Origin of the sequence: Alteromonas sp. a30 (assembly GCF_026788005.1) — a bacterium.
In the GTDB taxonomy this organism is placed as follows: Bacteria; Pseudomonadota; Gammaproteobacteria; order Enterobacterales; family Alteromonadaceae; genus Paraneptunicella.
The window spans coordinates 1-22,467 of record NZ_JABEPE010000008.1 but is presented as its reverse complement, the minus strand read 5'-3'; the positions used below and the strand labels follow the sequence as shown (position 1 = coordinate 22,467).

The following is a 22,467-nucleotide window of genomic DNA, read 5'->3' as shown; positions in this document are numbered from 1 at the left end:
GGACTAACAAGACACGATTTTGTTGCTATATTCGAGGTTCTCCTCTTTATAAATATTGGAGATAATTTGATAGTGCATACAAATGATCTCGGCCTTTGAACCGACGTCTAATTTCTTAAAGATATTAGAATTATGAAATTTGACGGTTCTCTCCGAAATATTGAGTATTTTACTAATTGACCAATTATCTTTGCCCTCAATAATCCAATTGGCTACCTCTTGTTCTCGTTCGGTTAAGCCGAATTTTTCAAATTTTGTCCGTAGCTTATTTAGGCGATTAAAGCCTTTAAATAAGGCGGGTAAGCTTCTATTTAGAATCTGCTCTTTGCGTTGATCGAAATATTCATTCAGTGTGAGATAAACGTAAAAGTAGAAGCCTTCTTCTTGCACTTTGAAATAGCGTTCGGCTTTAACTCTGGAATTTGTTGTCACTGGAATAAAGTTGTTATCCGAAGGAAATTGCTCTGTTTGATTGTGTATATCAGATTCAGATTGGCTTCCTAATATAATATTTACGTTAGATTCTTCACAAAATGCACCGCAAACGACGCTATGAAGTGACAATAAGTCTTTTAACTCATTTAAAACTGGGGTTAATTGAGTGATGTGTGTCAAACTCTCTAGTCGGCTAACAATATCTATCAATGAATCAATGTCACCGAGCGATATATGTGAGCCTCCCGATGGTGAAGAACGCCCCAATAAAACAAAATTTCCGTTCAAACATTCTTCAAAGTCACTCGCAATACTTTTCAACATAACCATTCCTTAAATTACAAATTTGATACAAGGATAGATAGTCACCAATCTCAAATCCGTGTGAATAATATTTCCCACGAGATAAATTTTTACACCCTTTATTGACTCTGGTCAATATCAATGTATAAAAAATTTCTATGATCATGAAAGTATTGATCATTTTTATTTTTGTTATCTATGCTAATTAAAAAGTCTTATAAAATGTAATGAGTTAGCTAACATTTAGTCAGAAAGTTGACATAAAACTTTAGTCGTATTTAAGGTTAAGAATGGGTTAAAACTCGAAGCTTAGCGTTTGCCATAGGTTTAAAATATACTCATGGTATATTTCATTTTATTGGTCCGACCACTTTCGAAAATAAAAAAATTACGCGCACGTTTATACGGTAAAAATGTGACATTTGGATTAATTAAAATTTAAATTTTTCCACAATAATTAAAATAACCGTGATATCGGCTCCCTCTTGCTTTGCTTTTCTCCTTATCTTAATGAACAAATGAGCTTGTTATCGTAAAAAAATGCAATGAAGCGGTATTGTTTCCGGTTTGATATGTTCCGTAATAGGGTAAATTACATTAATTATTAAAATATGGGATGTAAAAAGACGATATGAATTTAACTAAAACCAGTGAAAGTAAAGCGTTTGGTGGTTTGCACCAGCAATTTAGCTATGCCTCGGAAGTGCTAAACAGTGAAACTCGGTTTGCTATTTATCTGCCTCCTAATGCGTCCAGCTCAACACCGGTTCCAGTTTTATATTGGCTGTCGGGATTAACCTGTACGGATGAAAACTTTATGCAAAAAGCCGGGGCTATGCGAGTTGCCGCAGAACTAGGAATGGCAATTGTTACCCCTGATACTAGTCCTCGAGGCGGTGCTGTGCCTGATGATCCGCAGGGGGCTTATGACTTGGGTTTAGGGGCTGGGTTTTATGTAAACGCGACACAGGCTCCGTGGAGCACGTATTATCATATGTATGATTTTGTTGTGTCAGAATTACCGAAAGTGATTGAGCAACATTTCCCTGTTAATCGTATAAAGTCTATAAGTGGCCACTCAATGGGGGGGCATGGAGCACTTACAATTGCGTTAAAAAATGCAGGTGAATATTGCTCAGTAAGTGCATTTGCACCGATTGCCAATCCAACCCAAGTTCCTTGGGGCAAAAAAGCGTTTAGCCAGTATTTAGGCGAAGATGAATCATCATGGGCGCAATATGATACCTGTTTATTACTCAAAACGTTCCAAAATGAACCCGTGCCAGCGTTAGTTGATCAAGGTGAAGCGGATAACTTTTTAGAGGAACAGCTTTCGACGGACACTCTAAAGAAGATGGTTGAGCAAGTTAATTATCCGATGCAGATTCGTTTACAGGCAGGCTACGATCACAGTTATTACTTTATTGCCTCGTTTATAGAAGAACATTTGCGATTTCACGCTAAGTATATGGAACTGGCTTAATTAGAACTTTTAATTATAAGCTAGAGGTAACGTCGATTAAATTTAGTTTTGACGATACTATGCATTTTCCTCTCGTTTATACATTGAAGATGTTTACCAATGGTCCAAACTCGAAAGCAATGGGTCGCAGAAGCGATCAACAAAATTAATGCCGACTATAATCGCTCCTCAGATACTCATCTTATTAAACTCGATTTATCGGCATTGAAGGGGTGTGATCTTTATCTGAAAGATGAATCTACGCATCCAACAGGTAGCTTGAAGCATCGACTGGCGCGTTCATTGTTTTTATATGGTTTGTGTAATGGCCATATTGGGCCAGATACGCCAATCATTGAGTCTTCCTCTGGGAGCACTGCAATATCAGAGGCATATTTTGCGCGCCTATTGGGCTTACGTTTTATTGCCGTTGTGCCGCAAAATTTAGTCAAAGAGAAAATTCGACAAATTGAGTTTTATAACGGCGAATGTTTCCAAGTCTGTCCAACGGACATTTATTCGAAAGCACGTCAATTGGCAAAAGATTTGAGTGGTCATTATATGGATCAGTTTACGTTCGCAGAAAGGGCGACTGATTGGCGAGGTAATAACAATATTGCAGAAAGCATTTTCCAGCAAATGCAAAAAGAACGCTTCCCAATTCCTCGTTGGGTTGTGATGAGCCCGGGAACTGGTGGCACCTCAGCAACCATTGGACGTTATATCCGTTTGCATCCTGATTATCATCTTTTAACAGAATTGGCTGTGGCAGATCCTGAGAACTCCGTTTTTTATGACTATTTTCAAACGGGCGATAATTCAATCACATGTGATAAAGGTTCTCGAATCGAGGGTATCGGTCGACCAAGAGTCGAGCCTTCTTTCTTGCCGAGCGTAATCGATACCATGCTGAAAGTATCAGATAGTGCTTCTATTGCGACGATTCGGTGGTTGGAAAAAGTGCTTGGGCGCAAATATGGGGGCTCAACGGGTACGAATGTTTTTGCGGCGCTTACCTTGATTCAGTCTATGCAAGAAAACGGTGAGCAAGGCAGTGTTGTAACACTCATTTGCGACAGTGGAGAGCGTTATTTAAACACCTATTACAATGATGAATGGGTAGAACAGCAGGGGCTAAACATCTGTGAATATGATGCCTTTTTAAACCAATTTAGTGATTAGGCTTCATAGCGACTTAAAAACATATCAACGGCGTCTTCTGCAAGTTGGGTTTTTTGTGCCTCGGTGAAAATGGGTTCGATTCCCATTAATTGTGGCCAGAAACAGGCACCTTTGATGAGGTTGCAAAGCTGGTCGATTCCTTTATCTATATCTAGATCGATTAGTCGGCCATCTTGCACTGCGGCGCTTAAGCAGTGATGTAAGTTGGTTTTCCTATCGTAAAATTTGTCGACTTCTTTTTTGAAATCTTCAGTGTGATAAACAAAGTAGCTAAAAACCGCTCGCGATAAATTAATATGATTTTCGCTGCTGACCAGTTGAATGAAGTCATCGAGTAAAGCAATGAGTTGGCCTTTGAGGGGCGCATTTGGATTGTAATAGGCGCTACTCTGAACAAATATCTTTTCCCACGATTCTTTCATGATATAGAACAAGAGGGTTTCTTTGGTTGAAAAGTGGTTGTACACAGTGCGTTTTGAAACCTGCGCAATTTCGGCAATACGATCCATGCTTGTATTTTGAACACCGTCGTTTTGAAATGCGGTGCGGGCAGCACTAATGATAGCTTCGCGTTTTATTTCACTTCGTGTTTTCTTTGTTTCAGACAAAACCTGACTTCCAGAATATTGATGATTAGCTCATATAAATGTAAACCACTTGGTTTACATTTACTACTCATAAAGTAAACTACACTGTGTCGTTTACTTATTTATCTCCCAATAACGACACAGTGTTCTAGAATTCAATGTAACTTCACATGACGACGCCGCAGGCGCAAGACGGTGGGGTAGAAAGTCAGTATCGTGAGTGTTTAAAGAGGCCGCATTAAATGAAAAATAGAGTGATGACTTATCTTAACTTACACATTAGCTTAGCGGCGTTGTGTATTGCGACCTTGACTGCATGTGAACCACAAGCCGCAGCGCAGAAAAATGCAGGGTCTACGGCGATGCCAGTAAAGGTTGTGACGGCGACAACGAAAAAAGTCACGGAGTGGGATGAGTTTACGGGGCGTTTTGAAGCGTCTAAGCGTGTGGAGGTCAAGGCCAGAGTTGGTGGTTTTATAGAGGCGGTCACTTTCGAGGATGGTCAACGAGTAGAGAAGGGGCAAGTGCTCTACGAATTAGATAAACGCCCTTTTCAAATTGAACTGGCTAGTGCCGAAGCCAATCTAAGTTTGGCTGAAAAAGATTTATATCGCGCCCGTGATCTTGTTAAAAAGAAATCGATCTCTGAGGAGCAATTGGACGAACGCATCCAACAAGTTCAGGTTGCGCAGGCTAATGTTGATCGCGCTAAATTGAACTTGGAGTTTGCCAGCGTGGTTGCCCCTATTTCGGGCAGAATCGACAGAACTTATCGAGATGAAGGTAACTTGATCAATGGCGGCAGTGCAGCGGCAGATACGTTAACAACCATTGTTACCGTCGACCCAATTTATTTTTACTTCAGTGGCAGTGAAAGTACAGTGCTTGAGTATGTTAGGCGTGGCATTGCTGGTGAGAAACGAACGGAAAGTGGAGGAATGCATTCTTTTCCTGTTTCGGTAAGACTCCAAGACGAAAGCCATTTCCTACATGAAGGCACTTTAGATTTTTCTGCGAACACGTTGGATTTTGATACGGGAACAACGGAAGCGAGAGCGGTATTTTCCAATACAGACCGTCTTATCAAACCGGGTATGTTTGGCCGATTACGTTTGGCGCCAGTGCCTGAAACGGACATGATTACGCTTGATGATCGTTTAATCATGTCGGAACGAAATAAAAAATACGTGTTTGTTGTAGGAGAAAGCAACAAAGCAGAGAAGCGCTATGTCACGTTAGGAGGGTTAAGTGAAGACGGTTCACGGATTATTCGTTCAGGCTTGCATGCAAATGAACAAGTCGTTGCGGGTAATATTCAAATGATAAGACCCGGAATGGTATTACAGCCTGTTCCAGCCGGGGCGGGAGAGTAAGCCTGATGAACTTCACCCACTTTTTCGTCGATCGTCCTAGGCTCGCTACCGTCATTTCCTTGATGATTGTGATTTTTGGTTTATTAGGCATTGCAGGTTTACCTGTGGCGCAGTACCCCAATATTGTTCCTCCGCAAATTCAAGTTCATGCTTCTTATCCCGGCGCAAGCTCAGAGATTATTGCCGATACCGTAGCAGCTCCTTTAGAGCAAGAAATCAACGGCGTTGAGTCGATGCTTTATGTTTCGTCGCAATCTACCAACGATGGTCAGTTAACAATCAGTATTACCTTTGCGACGGGAACGGATCTTGATACTGCGCAGGTGCTTGTTCAAAACCGTGTATCGGCAGCGTTACCTCGTTTGCCTGAACCAGTACGTCGATTGGGTGTGACAACCGTCAAGAATTCTCCCGACATGTTGATGGTTATTAACTTGTTCTCACCGGATAACAGTGCAGATCAAACGGAAATTGGTAACTACGCGGTGTTGAATTTGGTCGATAAACTCTCCAGATTAGATGGCGTTGGTAATGTTCAGGTTTTCGGTGGAAGCGAGTATTCCATGCGTATCTGGCTCGATCCGGGAAAAATGAGCGAATACGGTTTAACTCCTGAGGATGTGATCCGCGTTGTACAGGCAGAAAATCTACAGGTTTCCAGTGGCACATTAAACCAGCCTCCTATGCCGTCTCAAAATGCCTTTGAAATGATAGTGCAAACCCACGGACGCCTTAAAACCGTTGAAGAGTTTGAAAACATTATTGTGCGAAATGGCGAGCGTACAGCGCTGCTGCTGTTAAAGGACATTGCTAAAGTTGAACTAGGCGCACAAAACTATAACTCTCGAGGCTATTTGGACTCCAATCCTTCAGTTGTTATGCCAATCACCATGCGTCCCGGTGCGAATGCCTTATCAACTGCTGAGGGAGTAAAGGCATTAATGAAAGAGTTGTCGCAACATTTTCCCGCCGGCATAGATAGCACAATCGTATATAACCCAACGGAATACATTGAAGCCTCTATGAAAGAGGTGTATCTCACCTTGCTTCAAACGATTGCTTTGGTGGTGGTGGTCATCGTCGCCTTCTTACAAAGCTGGCGTACTGCCATTATTCCTGTTGTTGCGATACCCGTGTCACTTATTGGAACATTTGCGTTGATGTATACCTTTGGTTTCTCACTCAACATGTTGTCACTCTTTGGCTTGGTATTGGCAATAGGGATAGTTGTCGACGATGCTATTGTTGTTGTTGAAAACGTGGAACGTAAACTGAGTGAGGGAAAGAACAATATTGAAGCCGCCAAAGAAACCATGACAGAAGTGGGAGGGGCATTGATCGCCACCAGCTTAGTGCTAGTTGCGGTATTTTTGCCCTCGTTGTTAATGGAAGGAATTAGTGGAGAATTTTATCGTCAATTTGGCGTGACGATTGCCTCCGCAACCATGCTTTCCACGGTTGTATCACTCACCTTAAGTCCTGCTATGGCGGCATTATTTATGCGCAATGTCGAGTTAAAAGAAAACTCAAAACGTCAGCGTTTAGGTAATGGATTCAACAATATTATTGAGCGCTTTTCTGGCGCTTACGCGGGATTTATTCGCCGGGTGTTACGAATCGGTGGCGTAATGTTACTCGTTTATGTTGGATTGATGAGTTTCACCGGTTGGCAGATGGTGAAAATTCCAACAGGGTTTATTCCTGAGCAGGATCAGGGATATGCCATTATTGCTGTGCAATTGCCATCAGGTGCTTCGTTGCAAAGAACCGATGATGTGATGCAGGAAATCATTCCGAAGCTATTGTCTATTGATGGTGTGAAAAACACCGTATCTTTCACTGGGTTTTCTGGAGCAACTTTTACCAGCGCCAGTAATGCAGGTGCCATTTTTGCTGTGTTTGAGCCGTTCGAAAAGCGTCGCTCAGGTAATGAGATTATTCAAGATATTCGTGCAAAAATTGGCGTTAATGATAAGGCGTTTGTTGTCACTATTCCGCCGCCAGCAGTAAATGGAATTGGCAACGGGGGCGGTTTCAAAATGATGATTCAAGATGTCGCCGGACACGGTACACCCGCACTAGAGGCCGCAGCATGGCGTGTTGTTATGGCGGCGAATCAGGCTCCAGAAACGACCTCTGTGTTTACCTTCTTTGAAACCAGTACACCGCGTATTTATCTGAATATCGATCGAGAAAAAGCACGCCAGTTAAATGTGCCTTTGCAGAATGTTTTTGATGCTTTGGAGTCATATATTGGCTCTAGTTATGTTAATGACTTCAACTACAAAGGACGGACTTTTCGTGTGACGGTTCAAAGTGAGTCACCTTATCGAGAAGAGCAGGATGATTTGCTTAAACTCAGAGTTAGAAGCAATGATGGCGCAATGGTGCCAATTGGCACGATAGCAACGGTTGAACATACCTCAGGACCCGCACGATTGCCTCGATTTAACTTGTATCCGGCAGCGGCAGTAACAGGAAACGCAACTTATGGATACAGTTCTGGGGAGGCATTGGCAAGAATGGAACAAATCGCTCAGGAAGTGCTGCCTCCTGGTTTTACTTATGAATGGACAGAACTTGCTTACCAAGAGAAAAACACGGGGAATTCTGCCATTGTCGTCTTCCTGCTTGCCGTTGTTTTTGTATTTTTGTTATTAACGGCGCAATACGAAAGTTGGTCTCTACCTATGTCGATAATATTAATCGTTCCAATGTGTTTGCTTTCGGCGGCGTTTGGCCTGCTGATTATGCACATGGACAACAATATATTGACTCAAGTTGGCTTGGTGGTACTGGTGGGGCTAGCGGCTAAAAACGCGATCCTTATTGTGGAGTTTGCTAAGCAAAATGAAGAGCACGGGGAAACAACAGAGCGAGCAGCCGAAGAAGCGGGACGACTGCGTTTAAGGCCAATACTGATGACCGCTTTTTCCTTTATCTTTGGTGTTTTGCCTTTGTTATTTGCCACGGGGCCGGGAGCAGAGATGCGCCAAGCAATTGGTTTGACCATGTTTAGTGGAATGTTAGGGGTAACGTTGTTTGGTTTGATTTTCACTCCGTTATTTTACGTGTATTGCCGTAAAGCATCGCTTTGGCGAAAACCAAAATCGCTTTAGTGAGATTCGACTGAAGCGCAAAACATTTAGTTAAGGGAATGGGGGACGTAGATCCCCTTTTCTATTTTAGCTTCAGCTCAGATATTCGTGTTATAGCGCCTTGAAACTAAATACCTTGCAAATGATTTGCCAACGGTTGTCGTCTTTATAGAGCGTTAGGTAGTCTAGGTATTCTCTGCCCATCATGGTTAAGCGAACTTTAACAAATGCCATATTGTCACTTTCAGACTCAATCGAGAGAATTTCATCATGGCGAGCGTCGCCCCTTTCTCTTGGAGGAGTGCGCTGTTCCAAGATTGCCATATATTCTTGAGTTGAACAGTTTACGTATTCTCCATTCACAGTATTAATGTAACGAGCCTCTTTATGGAATACATTTGCCATTCCAATATGATCCGCTTCATATAAACAATCAAAGTATTGATTCATGAGTTCAGTGATTAAGGAAATTTCTTTTGCATTACTCATTATTGATGCCCTAATTTAAGGTGAAAATAGGAATATTCACGGAATAATGCCAGTTCTATAAGGGGTTGGCAAAAAATGATACCGGAATAAGGGAGGGGAAAATATGGTAGAAATTGAGCGTAGAAAACCGACACGCGCTTACAGAAGCGCGCGTTTAGCCTGTAACTGCCATTTGTATTGAATCGTTATACTTTGGCGGGTTTGTTTCGTGTTACTTTGGGTGAAACTTTGTTCCCAGTGTACTTACGATAAAGCATTCTACCCAATAACTCGGCGACTTCTTTAGTGCTGTCTTCCGCCATGAGTAACAAGCCAAGGTCTTCGCCTTCTTTTAATACGTAGGCAAAGTCTTCAATGAGTTTCTCCTGCTCAACTGCCGGCACTGACATGTCAGAGAGCATTTTACCGCGCCCCGTAATGAGCCATTCCATTGAAGCCCCTGTTTGCTGAAAGGCCACGTAGCAAGCATGAAAAGGGATCTGTTCTCGATTGATCCAACCATTAATCGTGCTAGGGCTTATGTCTAGTTGAGTGCTGAGTTGATAGTTATTCTCAACGTCAAAAGCCATTTTCAACCTTTCTAATATGCCATGTACATCCACAATATTCTCTCTCTTAAGTTTAGGGATACGTCGATTGCTGTTATATGATGTAGGTAAATAATTTCACATATAAGAAACTAAGGCAACATCAAATGGCAATAAATAATACCTATGAGGGGTAAAAAAGTTTAAGTTTTTGAAACAAAGTCCCAAAAAGCCTAAATCTGTAGTCGATTTGGCGTTTTACTTACCAGCTTTACGGAATAAAACGATTAACTTTTCAGTTTCATATAGATAGATCGATTAGGTTTGCTTTGAGTTGCCAAATACTCTGACCGCTTAGGTGATATTTTCTTTCGAAAGCTGTGAAAGGATCCCTAACATTGATGAGTTGAGTCTGTGGCTTGGCGCCTGCAATAGAAAGTGCAATGGAAAATTCGTCAATATAAGTTGACCAATTGCTCCTGACTTCTAGTTCACCGCCTAGTTTTAAGATGTCTGAAAATGAAGGGCTAGCGTGCCAGCGTCTTTGTACTTGAGAGGACTTTGGGTAAGGGTTGGGAAACAACAGAAAATGTGCAGCCAGTTTCCAACCTTCTTCCACCGCTAAACGCCAGAAGTCAATGACATCAGCGCGAAGAATAATGGCGTTCGAAGGCAAAGTTAGCACTTTATCTTGCTTGGAGGTGCGAACAAGAGACTTATCTAAACCGATGACTCTTGCCTCAGGATAAAGCGCGGCAATACGTTGTGTGCTTTCGCCTACGCCGCAACAAGAATCCAGAATTAGCGGTTGCTCTGACTCGAAAAAATCATCGCCAAGCCATTGTTTTACGTTATTAAATGCCATGCGAGTATGCTCGCTAATTGGCTTTTGAAATGGCCTAGAAAGGTATTTCTCCACCAGCTCGGCGAGCTTTTCGTGAGGACCTGTTTGGTTACTGGTAACTGAACGCGAATTTCCCTGCATTACGAACGAATTCCCACACCTTTTTGAATTAATCGGTAAGCAAAACCGATGAAGACAATATTAAATAGCACGAGAAGCCCGATTGAAGTGCCGATTGAAAAATCAGATTGTCCTAAAAAGCCGTACCGGAATCCGCTGACCATGTAAACGATAGGATTGGCCTTGCTTACCCATTGCCAGAATTCAGGTAGTAGCGTGAGTGAATAGAAAACCCCACCTAAGTACGTAAGAGGCGTTAAAACGAATGTAGGAATAATGCTGATGTCGTCGAAGTTGCGTGCATAAACACCGTTAATGAGTCCTGCGCAAGCAAAAAGGGAAGCCGTCAGCAACAAGGTGGCGACAATTGCTGCAAAGTTGTGAATGTGAATATCGACAAACAATAACGAAATGAATGATACAAGAATACCGACTAAAATCGCACGGCTCATGCCACCGCCCAAATAACCAGCGATAACCACCCAAGCTGGAACTGGTGCGACTATTAGTTCTTCAATATTGTGCTGAAACTTGGCGCTAAAAAATGAAGAGGCAACATTTGAATAGGAGTTGGTGATAATCGACATCATGATTAATCCGGGAACGATAAACTCCATATAGGTGAAGCCACCCATATCGCCAATTCGGCTGCCAATGAGGTTCCCGAAGATAACAAAGTACAAAGACATAGTAATCACAGGCGGTAACAAGGTTTGTATCCATATCCGCATATATCGTGTGATTTCTTTTCGCCAAATGGTTTTAAGGGCGATCCAGTTACGTTGTGAACGCTGTGTCATACTTGCGCCTCCTTACGACCATTTTCAACCAGTTTGACGAACAACTCCTCTAACCGATTGGCTTTATTTCTTAAACTCAACACTTCAATGCCTTGCTCTGTTAACTGTGAAAATAATTGATTTAGCCCTGACTCTTTCGGCACATCTACTTCAAGCGTATTATTTTCTAATAAGCGGCTCTCATAGCCATTAATGATGGGATTGTGGCTGTTTGCCGGCAGATCCAATACAAAGGTTTCGACATTGAGCTTCGCGAGCAAGTTTTTCATAGTGGTATTTTCAACTATGCGACCTTTGTCGATGATGGCAATGTTTCGACAAAGCATTTCTGCTTCTTCCAGATAATGCGTCGTGAGAATGATGGTAATACCTTGCTCGTTGATTTTTGTTAGGAACTCCCACATAGAGCGTCTAATTTCAATATCAACGCCTGCGGTGGGTTCGTCAAGAATCAGAATGTTGGGTTCGTGCATTAGTGCACGGGCAATCATTAACCGGCGTTTCATCCCACCGGAAAGCGCGCGAGCCGGTTGATCTTTTTTGCCCCATAAATCCAGTTGCTTCAGATATTTTTCTGAACGTTGTAGGGCGATGTCTCGTGGGACACCGTAATAACCTGCTTGATTGACGACAATTTGTTGTAAGGTTTCAAACTGGTTAAAGTTAAATTCTTGTGGCACTAAACCAATACAGGATTTCGCTTCAACTAACTCCTTTTCTAGCGAAAAATCAAAAACTTTTACGTCCCCTTCACTTTTATTGACGAGTGAGCTGATGATGCCAATAGTCGTGGATTTACCCGCGCCATTTGGTCCTAATAGTGCAAAAAAGTCGCCACGGGTAACTGTTAAGTCCACACCCTTTAGCGCTTGTACACCACCATCATAGGTTTTTTTTAACCCTTTAATTTCAAGGGCAAATTTGGATTTAGCAGTCATGATAAGTCCTGTAGGGTACGACACAAAGGAGTTGTCTTTATGGTATCAAAATTAGCAATTTCAAGGGATGAAAAAATAGGGACATCAAGAGTCATATAATCATTGATGTCCGATCGTAAAAAATAGTTCGCCATTATTCAGTGGTGATTACATTTTCAATGAAAACTATTTTAAAGCTGTATGGTGTGCGCCATCGACTGGAATTGTGGTGCCATTAATATAAGAACCGGCTTCGCTGGCAAGCAATAAGATGGGGCCAAGTAGTTCAGGCAGTTCACCTAAACGTCCAGCAGGAATCGTTTTGGCGTAAGCTTGACCTTTTTCTGATTCAAAAAAGTGAGCGTTCATTTCGGTTTTAAACCAACCGGGTGCGATACCATTCACGCGAATTCCAAATTTGATTAAGTCTAGTGCCATAGATCGAGTGAGTTGCAATACTGCACCTTTAGATGTGGCATAAGCTGAATAACCGATTGCGGCGCCATAAGCTAATACAGATGCTACGTTAATGATGCTACCTTGCACTTTTGCTTGAACCATATGTTGTGCGGCTACCTGACCAACATGCCACACGCCTTTTACGTTGGTATCCATTACCCAATCGAAAGAGTCATCGTCGGTTTCTAAAAAGTGTTTTGGATCGGCAACGCCAGCGTTGTTAATGACAACATGAATCGGGCCAAATTCTGCCGCGGCGGTGGCAAATGCCTTTTCAATGCTAGCCTTGTCTGTTACGTCCATTGCCACAGCCAATGCTTCTCCACCTGCTTCTTTAATTGATTGAATATTCTGTTCCAGCTTTTCTAAGCGACGGGCTGCCAGCACGACCTTAGCCCCAGCTTTGGCTAGACCTGCCGCAATTGATGCGCCGATGCCGCTTGATGCGCCTGTAATAAGCGCGACTTTACCTTCCAGTGAAAAATTAGGGTACATAAAAAAGAGTCCTCGTTTAAAAGTCTGTGTTAGCCAGGATCTTGGCCAACTGATGTTTATCTAAGCATTCACCACGGGCCCAAGTTGCTTTCAACACTCGGATAAGTTCACCCATGCATTGCTTTTTGTGTAGAAGTTGTTGCAGTAAAACATCAACTTCTTGATATTTTTGCTCCAGTCGACGCATTAATTCATTGTGGTCGAAGCCTTGTTCTTTGCTAAAAAAGGTGGGGAGCTCATCGAGTGTGAACCCCAAACTTTGGGCAAATTTAATTAATTGCAAACGATCAACTGCGGATTCGTCATAAACACGAAAACCGCCTTGGCTTCTTTCTGCGAGTGGTAACAACCCCTTTTGTTCGTAAAAGCGGATGGTTGATGCTGGCAGGTTACTGACTTTGGCCAATTCACCAATGCGCATTGTTCACCTCAAATAAAGCTTGAACTTAAAGTTAACTTTAAGGTTATGCTTGAAACTACTTTCAAGTCAATGCTTAATTTTTGAGGTGCGTTATGACGCAGTCTTCAGTATTTTCTCCTTTCACACTGCCGTGCGGTCGTGTATTGAAAAATCGTATTGTGAAAGCCGCAATGGAAGAAAACTTGGCGACAGCCGAGCAGACTCCTGGGGCTCAACTAAGAACCCTATATCAATCATGGGCGCAAGGTGGCGCGGGGTTATTAATTACCGGGAACGTGATGGTTGATCGTCTCGCAATGACCGGACCCGCAGGGGTGGTGTTGGAAAATGAAGCGCACCTCAACGACTTTAAACGGTGGGCAAAGGCGGCACAAACTCATGACGCACAAATTTGGATGCAAATTAATCATCCTGGGCGTCAGGTGTTTGCAAAGCTAGGTGGTAAATCTGTGTCACCTTCTGATGTGGCCATTGATATTGGTAAGCATTCGGCTTTATTTGTGCGTCCTAAACCCCTTACAGAGTCAGAAATTCTGGATGTGATCGCACGGTTTGTTAACACCGCTAAACTGGCAGAAAAGGCTGGGTTCGATGGTGTGCAAATTCACGGAGCCCATGGTTACTTATTGGCGCAGTTTCTATCACCGCTGACTAATAAGCGTAACGACAAATGGGGTGGAACGCTGGAAAATCGCGCGAGGATTCTCATTGAAATTATTAAGGGTGTGCGTGAACAGGTTGGGCCTTCCTTTGCTGTTGCGGTAAAGCTTAATTCAGCAGACTTCCAACGTGGCGGGTTCGATATTGATGACGCCGAACAAGTGGTGGCTATGCTTCATGGTTTAGGTGTGGATGTGGTGGAGCTTTCCGGGGGAAGCTATGAGTCACCTGCAATGCAAGGACGTACCGCAGACCAAAGAACATTGGCAAGAGAAGCCTACTTTATTGACTTTGCCAAGCGTATTGCTGAAAAGAGCGCTATTCCTATCATGACGACAGGAGGTGTGACGCGTTTAGCAACTGCGGAAATGGTACTCAGTCATCAGGTTGAGCTTGTGGGGTTGGCGAGAGCTCTGGCTTTTAACCCATCATTGCCCAATCAATGGCTAAAAACCCCTGCGCTGGAAGGCTCAATTCCACAGGTTCACTGGAAGGATAAAACCATGGGCGCGCTTGCAGTGATGGCCATAATTAAACGTAATTTACGCCGCTTAAGTCGCAATAAGGTGCCGGCTGGCGGGTTGTCGCCTATTTGGACGTTACTCATTGATCAGTTTCGAACTCATAGACTCACAAAACGCTATAGAAAAAGAATTTTGCTAGAGAAGCGCTAGTTTTCCTATTTGCCTTTATCGATTATTGGGTTAACGTGTTTTTATGTTATGTCGTAATGCTACACGTTCAACCCAACCATGCCGCACAACACTTTTAACCCGCTCACTTCGCTGACCATAGAAAATCCGACTCACTTCACAATCACTGGGCTTACATGGCTACGCTCTGGTTACGCTGTGGTTGCTTTGATACTCAGCATTTCAAATGATGTTAGTCTTTACTTCTATGGCGTGGTTGCCGCTTATATTGGCTGCGCGTTTATTTTTTTGAGTCAGAAAGATAGTGCTCATTTTTTACGTATTTTAGCTGTGAGTTTACTCATTGATATTGGATTTACCGGATGGTTTCTATATATCAATGATGGCGTTATGTCTGGGTGGGTATCGGTACTTCTTTTTCCGGCGCTTGTTGGCAGTTTGACCTGTGATAAAAGAACAGCGTGGTTGGTCGCCTTAATGGCTATGCTGTGTTACGCCATTTTGATTTATATTCCCCACGATGCCATGACTTCAGGAAGTATGCCTATCTCCCATATGGCAATGGGACATGATATGGGGCAAACATCGAGTATGGCTACGCATATTGAGGGGATGTTGGTGACTTTTTGTATCTCGGTGGGCACATTAACCGGGTTTATTTCGCATCAAGCTGATTTATTGAGGCGTCACCAAAAGTCCCTTGTTGAAATGCATGAAAGACAGCTTCGAGAACAACAAATTATGGCATTTGCGACCTTATCTGCGAACACTACGCATCGATTAGCAAGCCCAATATCGTCCATATCATTGTTGCTTGAAGAGCTCGAAGAAAATCATCCTAAACTTGAATGTGACGATGCTTTTAAAGACATTCAAGCCCAAGTTCGGCGATGTGAAACAGTGTTACAAACACTGGTGAAAACAACGCGAGATTACGACCCAGACAAGCATCGACGAAGCCAAATTCAAGTATGGTTACAAGAGTTGATCGGAAATTGGTGGGTGACTCGCAGTGAGGTTCAATATCAATTAAATATCGCCGAAGACCTGAAAAACGAAATTATCGATTACGATGATAACGTTAGTTTCGCTTTAGTGAACTTGCTCGATAATGCGGCGAATGCGTGTCAATCGCAGTCAATGCCTAAAGTGGTGATGGATGTTCGAACACTTAAGAATGGTTGGATCGAAATTCAACTACAGGATAACGGAGCCGGAATAGAACAACCGCTCTTATCTCAGTTTGGCCGACAATTTGTGGATAGTGAGTCGGGTTTAGGTATAGGAACCACACTTGCTCGGGCCGCGATCCAACGAGTAGGGGGAAGAATAACGGTACAAGAAAACGGCGACGACATGGCTGGCACACAAGTAAACGTTATGCTCCCCTTAAAACGTTTAAGCTGAAGGGCTTTGCATTAATCCTGATTGTCAGGGCGAAAGGAGAGGAACTGCTGATTAAAGTAGTGAAATACTCGTATTAACGGGGTTTTCAGCTCGGGGTTTTCCCGACTAATGATATAATTTATCGCTTCAAGTGTACTTAAATAACCCGGTTGTGGTGCCTTTCTTATTGGATACTGCCCTGCTGGTGGGGATTCAAAATGAAACGCAGGTAGTTGGTGCAGCCAAGGATTTAAGCACCAAACCTTTAATGCCTTACGCCATGTTGCATCAATGAAAATAAAGGTGTCGATGCGTTTTAAAATATGTTTTTCAATGGCCTTGCTTCCCCTGCTAGGGAACAACACGGCGCAGTGCGCCGTATCAACTTGTTGAATAATATCAGCAAAGTCACCCTCATTTTCGCCAACGTAAATTTCCGTTTGAGGTAAACATAGCTTGACCAAACGCGCTGAGTTTTTAGCATTATTCGTTTCGCTTGGGTGTTGCAAAACCACCAACTTTTGAGGCACTTCAAAGGGCTGGATGTGCTCACATAGGCAGGTTTTAATCGGGTAATGGCAATTTTGACAGTATTCGCGCACTAGGGTTATCAGTAAACTGGAAACAAGCATCAAGCATATCAAAAAAGTTTTGCACTCGGTGTGTTAAAATGCATGTTTGTTTATAACGAAAAATATTTAATTCAAGCGGGAAAATAGAAACTCCATGTCGACCAATGTATTGGCTATTTTGGATGATGATCGCGTACTCGCTGAAACTCTCTCAAGACGTTTAGCAAAGCGCGAATATGAAGCAAGCACTTACTTCCATATTGATGAACTACTCTGTTCAAGTAATGCATTCACGCATATTATTTTGGATCTTAATTTAGGCCACTATTCGGTACTAAGTGGCTTAGAACAAATTCGTCAAAAGTGGCCGCGAGCGAGAATTATCATCCTCACCGGCTATGCCAGCATAGCCGGTACCGTTAGTGCTATGAAAAAAGGCGCAGATGATTACCTCACCAAACCGATTAACTTTGAACAGTTACTAAAAGCATTAAAAAGTGAAGGGGAGTTAGCAGAAACGACCTCAGATGATGTGATTTCATCCGCGCAACTGGAGTGGGAGCATATTCAACGAGTCTTACTAGAGCATGATGGTAATATTTCGGCAACTGCGCGGGCGTTGAACATGCACCGAAGAACCTTACAGCGTAAATTGCAGAAAAAACCCTTGTGGTGAGCTATTGCCAGTATATAAAAAGCCCCGCAATGGCGAGGCTTTCTAAATATGTGACATTTTTCTAAGCAGTGAATCTTAGAAAGGAAGTAACTGCCAAAAATCCTCAGCTGACTGGGTGAGTGAATGAATTTCTGTAAGTCACTGTTTAATAATAAAAACCAAATTTTAGCTGGTGTTCTTTTATTATTTTATTCTTACAAAACAAATCATTCCGTAAAATTAACGCTTAAAGTCGGAGTCAATCAGCGCATTCTTTACACTTTTTAATTTAACAATTATCCAACATCCTCCGTTTGGATACCCAATAGCTTAGCTATAATATTTCAATAATTCTTCATATTGATGCCACTCAGGACTACTTCTTAACTTCTCAATAAATGAAAACGGCAAAGAGCTATTAAAGTCAAAATCTTCGACAGAAATGGGCTTTGTTGACTAAATGATTTGAACTTTTCCTTCTCTCAATGATCAGATCACCAAATCATTATTTCTCCTTCCTCATGACTAAACCTAAATATCAAACTAAAAACTGGAAACAGTACAACCAACACCTTATCAATAGAGGTTCCATCACATTTTGCCGTGATATGCCAAAACCTCACAGGTTCCAACCGTTATTGGAAAAAGCAAACTGACTACCATCAACGTTCACTAAGTGAAACAGCCATGTTCAGATTCAAAACGCTCTTTGGCGATAAACTGAGCTTAAGGCATTACAATTCACAGATTGCAGAAACAATGGCAGCTATTAAAGCAATGAACAAACTTACCAGGATAGGTATGCCTGAAACCTACAAAATGGCCTGAAATGGGGCTGCATTACTGATGTTTTGTCTATGGAGTGAATTGATCAACAGAGCCCAAACTACGTCATACACACTCAGCATATTGGAACAAAAGATAATTCCTACTTTAACTGAAGGTAGAATAAAACTGACCAGATTGGACTTAATTAACAATGACTCATTTGATATCAACACAGTCACAGAAACTAAGCTTAATGATGTGAAAGACTTTAACCCTCAAAAATGTGTTAATAATACACAGCGACTGCAAAACGATTTACATACGAAAGTCTCAAGAGAGGATTCATATACTGAGTTAAGCAATGAATTTGATGAGTTGTTTAAAAGGATTGAGTCACCCAAAGATCCTTTATCAATTTTTAGAGCCACCGAAAAGGAACTTCGGGCGACTTATAGCCCAGGGAAAACTAAAAGTGACTCATAAAGTAAATGCATGGAGAGTTTCATGAGAATTGAACAAATGCCGGGGTATTCATTGCCAACCCTAGCAGTATGACCACAACCTTGGTATGAAGGCTGTTTATGGCAAATGTATGAACTAAAAATAATAAAAGATGGTTCATTACACTGGTATATAGGCTTCTATGAGTTTGATACGAATCATGTGAAGGAAGATGTTTATGATACTTATGAATCCGCCGTGAAAATTGCAAAGGAAAGAAACCTTGAGCTGAACAACACCTTCAATCAGCTTGAACTTGCGAAACATGAAAGAGAATCCTTGCAACTCAAAATAGAAAAAGAAGTAACAAGACAGAGCCGCCTTTTTGGAGAAGAGCAACTTATGTTTTCTGAAGGCTTGAGTAGGCACAAAGAAACTCCTCGCCCATGAGCCGAAGACCTGATTTTACCAAGTAATAACGAGAACATTCGCAGTTCATTAACTGAGATTTTAAACGAAACGCCCTACGTAAATTTTGTTAGATTAAAGAGATACGGTATCAGCTTGCTAAAAGAAGGCCATAATGATTGGACCACAAGAGTCAAACACACCAAACAAACTGCCAAATACTTCTATCGAGAAAAAATTGCAGCAGCATTTGGATTAAACGGTGCTGAGCATTGGGGTAAAACTAAATCTAAAATTAGAGAAATTTTGCTGCCTAGAGCAAATCAGCTACTCCAATTAGCAAGCGTAAAAAGGATGCTCGCCGAAGCTGAGATCCTGGGAAAAAAGGTCGTGGTTGCATCAGGCTTTGTGTTTTGGTTTGAAGAAAATAACAATGTTGGCTGGGTTGTTAAAGAAGTGAGTTATACAAGCGCAGAGAAATCAGGAAATACTCTCTGGACGAAAGGGACTATATTATCTAAAAATCATGGCCGCATCGTCGTTTTGCCATATATAAAGGAAAATGGAGAGCTCGTTCAAGGCCACACCAAAAATGCACCATATGATGGGATAGCAAAACCAAGACATCCTAAAGAATATGTAGAACTTCCGTATGAAGTATTGGATGATGACTTGATGCTTGGACTATTTGATGAGTTGAAATATGAATAAAATGTCTATCCATCTTATTTAGATTAAGAAGCAATCCATGTGGCACTTTCTATCACAGACCTTGACTGAACCAAATCGTCAGCTCAGCCAGAGCCGAGCATTCAGGTATAGGTTGCTTTATGATCGTAACTGTCGGTAAAAATGGAGCTATCCTACTCCCCCAAGATGAGAATTTCACTGAAGAAAATAAACTAGAAATCGATGATATTTTATTGTGCACACTTACGAAAGATAAAGGCTTAATTAAGCTTGAAAAGTTTTCAGAACAACCTTTAACCAATGAACAAATAAAAGCCACTACAGTCATCAGCGGATTTAAATTATAACGATTTCGATTTAATTGAATGGGACAACAGCGTGTTGCCCCATTATACAGAGAATTCTATGCTCACTTCCGATTATCGCTTCTATCTGTTATGAATAAGCGTGCCCTAAAACCCACATAAAGTCCTAAAATGGTTACTCTAAATAGCTAAAATCCACTTAATGCAATCAAATTGGGACACTAAAAGAGTTATTTGACAATGTCATCTTAAAGCTCTAAATTAAGGACATTAGGTAAGAATAACCCACATAATGTAATCCAAACAGGACTTTACAGTGAAAGGTGTGACAGCTACAGCATTAGCAGAAGAGATCGGCGACAGATTGAAACAAGCTCGACTAAATCGAAACCTAACACAATCTGAAGTTGCGGAGCTTGCTGGCATTGCCCGCAAAACGGTTTTGAATGCAGAAAAGGGAAAAGTTCAGCTCGACATCATGATTGCTATATTAATGGCACTAGACCTCACGCAGCAGATTGATCTATTTCTCCCTAAACAAGAAACTTCTCCCTTACAGCTGGCCAAACTGCAAGGAAAGAAAAGACAGAGAGCCTCTGGCCAGCGCAGTAACAAAGATGAGGAAACACCAGAATGGTAATGGAAGTCATTACAATAACATACCAAGACGATGTTGTTGGCGCAGTGAGTTTTGACACTGAAAAGGGACTTGGGTCATTTGAATATGATCCAGGCTTCATAAAAAAAGGTGTCGAGCTGTCCCCGATCAAAATGCCATTAGCGAATCGCATTTATAGCTTTCCCGAACTGGATTTCAATACCTTTAAAGGACTACCAGGTTTAATAGCTGACTCCTTACCTGATGATTTTGGTAACGCAGTTCTCAACGCATGGGTTGCAGGTCAAGGTCGTTCACCGAGTGACATTACACCACTGCAACGTCTCCAATATACGGGAAAGCGAGGCATGGGAGCTCTTGAGTATGCGCCAGCTACAAAGTTACGAAGTTTAAATGCTTCACAACAAGTAGAAATCCAATCGCTCGTTTCAATTGCACAAGAAATCTTAGATTCACGAGGTAATTTTGAAGTAAAACTCAAACAAAATGGGCAAGACGATAGAGAGGCAATGATGTCTTTATTATCTGTTGGCATGAGTGCGGGAGGAGCACGACCGAAAGCCGTATTAGCATTTAATGAAGATTTTACTCAAGTCCGCTCCGGCCAAGCCAAAGTGCCAAGTGATTTTACTCATTATTTGATGAAATTTGACGGCGTTAGTGAACATAACAAAAATCAAGAAACCTTCGGTGACCCATTAGGCTATGGAGCAATGGAGTTTGTTTATCATCTAATGGCTAACAAATGCGGTGTCGATATGATGCCATGCCGCTTACTCCATGAAGGCAATCGACGCCACTTTATTACACAACGGTTTGATCGAATTAAAAACAGCAAGGTACACGTACAAACGCTAAACGGGCTTGCCCACGTTGATTATAAAAAGCCGGGGTCATTTTCTTACGCAGAGTTATTTGGCATTGCCAGACAGTTGAAGCTTTCTGCTGTTGAAGCTGAGCAACTATTCAAACGCATGACGTTCAATATCATTGCTCGAAATCATGACGACCACTCAAAGAACTTTGCCTTTATTCTGAAAAAAGACAAATGGTCTCTCGCACCAGCCTATGATTTAGCTTATAGCTATAAACCAGGTAGTAAATGGGTGAACAGCCATTGGATGAGTTTGAATGGTAAAAGAGATAACTTTACACGAAGTGATTTCTATAGTTTAGAGAAACTGAGCCATGTTTTTAACAAGAAAAAGATCGACGATATTATTGATGCAACGATTGAGCACGTATCAACTTGGCGTCAGCTTGCTGAGGAATGGGATGTACCAAAAACACTGATAGATGAAATACAAGAAAACTTGCGGCTCGATATTTAGTATGCTCGGAGTTCGATAATTACTTCCACTTTTCGCTCATTCCTGTCGCTTGATATGACACAGCCGAACGTCAGCTTCACGTTGTGAGCTGACTGTCCGAATTAGTTAAGCTTTGTGATGAAAAGTGTCAGATTAAGTCGAGACTAATACAATTAAGTGTGTTGACACCAAGCGACTTTGTCGTATCTTAATTACCAAGCGATTCTGTCGTATTCGCTAATTACCAAGGGAAACTGTCGGTCACTTTTTTACATGTCTGGTAATGTTCTTTTTTTGAATATTTGAGGCATGTTGAGGATGATTGTGATGGATTCTAAAGCTCAACTCACCGTTGATATAATTGCTAAAGTTGTTGAAGGCAGGATAACAATAGCCAACGCTGCTAAGCTACTAAGCTACTAAGCTACTAAGCTACTAAGCTACTAAGCTACTAAGCTACTAAGCTACTAAGCTACTAAGCTACTAAG

Annotated in this window: 23 protein-coding genes and 1 pseudogene; 14 read left to right on the top strand and 10 right to left on the bottom strand. The window is 41.9% G+C overall.

From position 1 onward, the window contains the following. Positions 1 to 3: 3 nt before the first annotated feature. Entirely contained in the window at positions 4 to 759 is a 756-nt protein-coding gene (locus HJG39_RS09405) for a helix-turn-helix domain-containing protein (protein ID WP_268408708.1), read from the bottom strand. Positions 760 to 1,369: 610 nt separating this feature from the next. Between HJG39_RS09405 and fghA the strand changes: the two genes are divergently transcribed. Then, the gene (gene fghA / locus HJG39_RS09400) at positions 1,370 to 2,221 is read left to right on the top strand and encodes an S-formylglutathione hydrolase (protein WP_268408707.1); all 852 of its coding nucleotides are present in this window, start codon (positions 1,370 to 1,372) and stop codon (positions 2,219 to 2,221) included. Positions 2,222 to 2,320: 99 nt separating this feature from the next. Beyond that, complete coding sequence (locus HJG39_RS09395; RefSeq protein ID WP_268408706.1) at positions 2,321 to 3,382, top strand: PLP-dependent cysteine synthase family protein; 1,062 nt, start codon at positions 2,321 to 2,323, stop codon at positions 3,380 to 3,382. Here the strand turns inward: HJG39_RS09395 and HJG39_RS09390 are convergent. Continuing rightward, the gene (locus HJG39_RS09390; RefSeq protein ID WP_268408704.1) at positions 3,379 to 3,990 is read right to left on the bottom strand and encodes a TetR/AcrR family transcriptional regulator; all 612 of its coding nucleotides are present in this window, start codon (positions 3,988 to 3,990) and stop codon (positions 3,379 to 3,381) included. The genes HJG39_RS09395 and HJG39_RS09390 overlap by 4 nt on opposite strands. Positions 3,991 to 4,211: 221 nt before the next feature. Between HJG39_RS09390 and HJG39_RS09385 the strand changes: the two genes are divergently transcribed. Together HJG39_RS09385 and HJG39_RS09380 are read left to right on the top strand one after the other, a co-directional pair. Then, entirely contained in the window at positions 4,212 to 5,342 is a 1,131-nt protein-coding gene (locus tag HJG39_RS09385; protein ID WP_268408703.1) for an efflux RND transporter periplasmic adaptor subunit, read from the top strand. Positions 5,343 to 5,347: 5 nt separating this feature from the next. Then, a complete protein-coding gene (locus HJG39_RS09380; protein ID WP_268408702.1) occupies positions 5,348 to 8,461 on the top strand; it encodes an efflux RND transporter permease subunit in 3,114 nt (1,037 codons plus the stop codon). A gap of 90 nt (positions 8,462 to 8,551) precedes the next feature. Here the strand turns inward: HJG39_RS09380 and HJG39_RS09375 are convergent, their stop codons facing one another. The 7 genes from HJG39_RS09375 to HJG39_RS09345 all read right to left on the bottom strand — a co-directional run bounded on the left by HJG39_RS09375 (position 8,552) and on the right by HJG39_RS09345 (position 13,512). Continuing rightward, on the bottom strand, positions 8,552 to 8,929 hold the full coding sequence (locus HJG39_RS09375; RefSeq protein WP_268408701.1) for a nuclear transport factor 2 family protein: 378 nt from the start codon (positions 8,927 to 8,929) through the stop codon (positions 8,552 to 8,554). Between the two features lie 185 nt (positions 8,930 to 9,114). Next, positions 9,115 to 9,531 carry a helix-turn-helix domain-containing protein gene (locus tag HJG39_RS09370; protein ID WP_268408699.1) on the bottom strand — a complete coding sequence of 139 codons (417 nt, stop codon included), beginning with the start codon at positions 9,529 to 9,531 and terminating at the stop codon, positions 9,115 to 9,117. A 226-nt stretch (positions 9,532 to 9,757) separates the two neighbouring features. Next, positions 9,758 to 10,441, bottom strand: coding sequence for a tRNA (guanine(46)-N(7))-methyltransferase TrmB (trmB, locus tag HJG39_RS09365; protein ID WP_268408697.1), 684 nt, complete (start codon positions 10,439 to 10,441; stop codon positions 9,758 to 9,760). Beyond that, the gene (locus HJG39_RS09360; protein ID WP_268408696.1) at positions 10,441 to 11,220 is read right to left on the bottom strand and encodes an ABC transporter permease; all 780 of its coding nucleotides are present in this window, start codon (positions 11,218 to 11,220) and stop codon (positions 10,441 to 10,443) included. Before HJG39_RS09360 ends, trmB begins: the two co-directional genes overlap by 1 nt. After that, positions 11,217 to 12,158, bottom strand: coding sequence for an ABC transporter ATP-binding protein (locus HJG39_RS09355; RefSeq protein ID WP_268408694.1), 942 nt, complete (start codon positions 12,156 to 12,158; stop codon positions 11,217 to 11,219). The genes HJG39_RS09360 and HJG39_RS09355 overlap by 4 nt, the downstream gene beginning before the upstream one ends. Before the next feature lie 165 nt (positions 12,159 to 12,323). Then, entirely contained in the window at positions 12,324 to 13,091 is a 768-nt protein-coding gene (locus HJG39_RS09350; protein ID WP_268408693.1) for an SDR family NAD(P)-dependent oxidoreductase, read from the bottom strand. 16 nt (positions 13,092 to 13,107) lie between these two features. Continuing rightward, positions 13,108 to 13,512 carry a MerR family transcriptional regulator gene (locus HJG39_RS09345; protein ID WP_268408691.1) on the bottom strand — a complete coding sequence of 135 codons (405 nt, stop codon included), beginning with the start codon at positions 13,510 to 13,512 and terminating at the stop codon, positions 13,108 to 13,110. Positions 13,513 to 13,604: 92 nt separating this feature from the next. Between HJG39_RS09345 and HJG39_RS09340 the strand changes: the two genes are divergently transcribed. Both HJG39_RS09340 and HJG39_RS09335 read left to right on the top strand, forming a co-directional pair. Continuing rightward, on the top strand, positions 13,605 to 14,846 hold the full coding sequence (locus HJG39_RS09340; protein WP_268408690.1) for an NADH:flavin oxidoreductase/NADH oxidase family protein: 1,242 nt from the start codon (positions 13,605 to 13,607) through the stop codon (positions 14,844 to 14,846). A gap of 78 nt (positions 14,847 to 14,924) precedes the next feature. Continuing rightward, positions 14,925 to 16,232, top strand: coding sequence for a sensor histidine kinase (locus HJG39_RS09335; protein ID WP_268408689.1), 1,308 nt, complete (start codon positions 14,925 to 14,927; stop codon positions 16,230 to 16,232). Between the two features lie 11 nt (positions 16,233 to 16,243). On the opposite strand, the gene HJG39_RS09330 is transcribed toward HJG39_RS09335, so the two are convergent. After that, a complete protein-coding gene (locus HJG39_RS09330) occupies positions 16,244 to 16,843 on the bottom strand; it encodes a tRNA-uridine aminocarboxypropyltransferase (protein WP_268408688.1) in 600 nt (199 codons plus the stop codon). Between the two features lie 94 nt (positions 16,844 to 16,937). On the opposite strand from HJG39_RS09330, the gene HJG39_RS09325 reads away from it, so the two are divergent. The 8 genes and pseudogenes from HJG39_RS09325 to HJG39_RS09290 all read left to right on the top strand — a co-directional run bounded on the left by HJG39_RS09325 (position 16,938) and on the right by HJG39_RS09290 (position 22,000). After that, complete coding sequence (locus HJG39_RS09325; protein ID WP_268408686.1) at positions 16,938 to 17,459, top strand: response regulator transcription factor; 522 nt, start codon at positions 16,938 to 16,940, stop codon at positions 17,457 to 17,459. Positions 17,460 to 18,026: 567 nt separating this feature from the next. Beyond that, positions 18,027 to 18,266, top strand: a pseudogene (locus HJG39_RS09320) (IS5/IS1182 family transposase); the annotation flags it as partial. A 39-nt stretch (positions 18,267 to 18,305) separates the two neighbouring features. Next, a complete protein-coding gene (locus HJG39_RS09315) occupies positions 18,306 to 18,689 on the top strand; it encodes a hypothetical protein (protein ID WP_268408685.1) in 384 nt (127 codons plus the stop codon). A gap of 105 nt (positions 18,690 to 18,794) precedes the next feature. Continuing rightward, entirely contained in the window at positions 18,795 to 19,097 is a 303-nt protein-coding gene (locus HJG39_RS09310) for a hypothetical protein (RefSeq protein ID WP_268408684.1), read from the top strand. A gap of 114 nt (positions 19,098 to 19,211) precedes the next feature. Continuing rightward, complete coding sequence (locus tag HJG39_RS09305) at positions 19,212 to 19,766, top strand: hypothetical protein (RefSeq protein WP_268408683.1); 555 nt, start codon at positions 19,212 to 19,214, stop codon at positions 19,764 to 19,766. 119 nt (positions 19,767 to 19,885) lie between these two features. After that, positions 19,886 to 20,092: a hypothetical protein gene (locus HJG39_RS09300; RefSeq protein ID WP_268408682.1), complete on the top strand. Its 207-nt coding sequence runs from the start codon at positions 19,886 to 19,888 to the stop codon at positions 20,090 to 20,092. Between the two features lie 274 nt (positions 20,093 to 20,366). Further along, on the top strand, positions 20,367 to 20,690 hold the full coding sequence (locus HJG39_RS09295) for a helix-turn-helix transcriptional regulator (RefSeq protein WP_268408681.1): 324 nt from the start codon (positions 20,367 to 20,369) through the stop codon (positions 20,688 to 20,690). Next, entirely contained in the window at positions 20,684 to 22,000 is a 1,317-nt protein-coding gene (locus HJG39_RS09290) for a type II toxin-antitoxin system HipA family toxin (RefSeq protein ID WP_268408680.1), read from the top strand. The genes HJG39_RS09295 and HJG39_RS09290 overlap by 7 nt, the downstream gene beginning before the upstream one ends. Positions 22,001 to 22,467: the final 467 nt, after the last annotated feature.

Coding starts and splice junctions, on each gene's coding strand:
- HJG39_RS09405 (WP_268408708.1), bottom strand. CDS start 759: ATGTTGAAAAGTATTGCGAGTGACTTTGAAGAATGTTTGAACGGAAAT.
- fghA (WP_268408707.1), top strand. CDS start 1,370: ATGAATTTAACTAAAACCAGTGAAAGTAAAGCGTTTGGTGGTTTGCAC.
- HJG39_RS09395 (WP_268408706.1), top strand. CDS start 2,321: ATGGTCCAAACTCGAAAGCAATGGGTCGCAGAAGCGATCAACAAAATT.
- HJG39_RS09385 (WP_268408703.1), top strand. CDS start 4,212: ATGAAAAATAGAGTGATGACTTATCTTAACTTACACATTAGCTTAGCG.
- HJG39_RS09380 (WP_268408702.1), top strand. CDS start 5,348: ATGAACTTCACCCACTTTTTCGTCGATCGTCCTAGGCTCGCTACCGTC.
- HJG39_RS09375 (WP_268408701.1), bottom strand. CDS start 8,929: ATGAGTAATGCAAAAGAAATTTCCTTAATCACTGAACTCATGAATCAA.
- trmB (WP_268408697.1), bottom strand. CDS start 10,441: ATGCAGGGAAATTCGCGTTCAGTTACCAGTAACCAAACAGGTCCTCAC.
- HJG39_RS09360 (WP_268408696.1), bottom strand. CDS start 11,220: ATGACACAGCGTTCACAACGTAACTGGATCGCCCTTAAAACCATTTGG.
- HJG39_RS09355 (WP_268408694.1), bottom strand. CDS start 12,158: ATGACTGCTAAATCCAAATTTGCCCTTGAAATTAAAGGGTTAAAAAAA.
- HJG39_RS09350 (WP_268408693.1), bottom strand. CDS start 13,091: ATGTACCCTAATTTTTCACTGGAAGGTAAAGTCGCGCTTATTACAGGC.
- HJG39_RS09345 (WP_268408691.1), bottom strand. CDS start 13,512: ATGCGCATTGGTGAATTGGCCAAAGTCAGTAACCTGCCAGCATCAACC.
- HJG39_RS09340 (WP_268408690.1), top strand. CDS start 13,605: ATGACGCAGTCTTCAGTATTTTCTCCTTTCACACTGCCGTGCGGTCGT.
- HJG39_RS09335 (WP_268408689.1), top strand. CDS start 14,925: ATGCCGCACAACACTTTTAACCCGCTCACTTCGCTGACCATAGAAAAT.
- HJG39_RS09330 (WP_268408688.1), bottom strand. CDS start 16,843: ATGCTTGTTTCCAGTTTACTGATAACCCTAGTGCGCGAATACTGTCAA.
- HJG39_RS09325 (WP_268408686.1), top strand. CDS start 16,938: ATGTCGACCAATGTATTGGCTATTTTGGATGATGATCGCGTACTCGCT.
- HJG39_RS09310 (WP_268408684.1), top strand. CDS start 18,795: ATGTATGAACTAAAAATAATAAAAGATGGTTCATTACACTGGTATATA.
- HJG39_RS09300 (WP_268408682.1), top strand. CDS start 19,886: ATGATCGTAACTGTCGGTAAAAATGGAGCTATCCTACTCCCCCAAGAT.
- HJG39_RS09290 (WP_268408680.1), top strand. CDS start 20,684: ATGGTAATGGAAGTCATTACAATAACATACCAAGACGATGTTGTTGGC.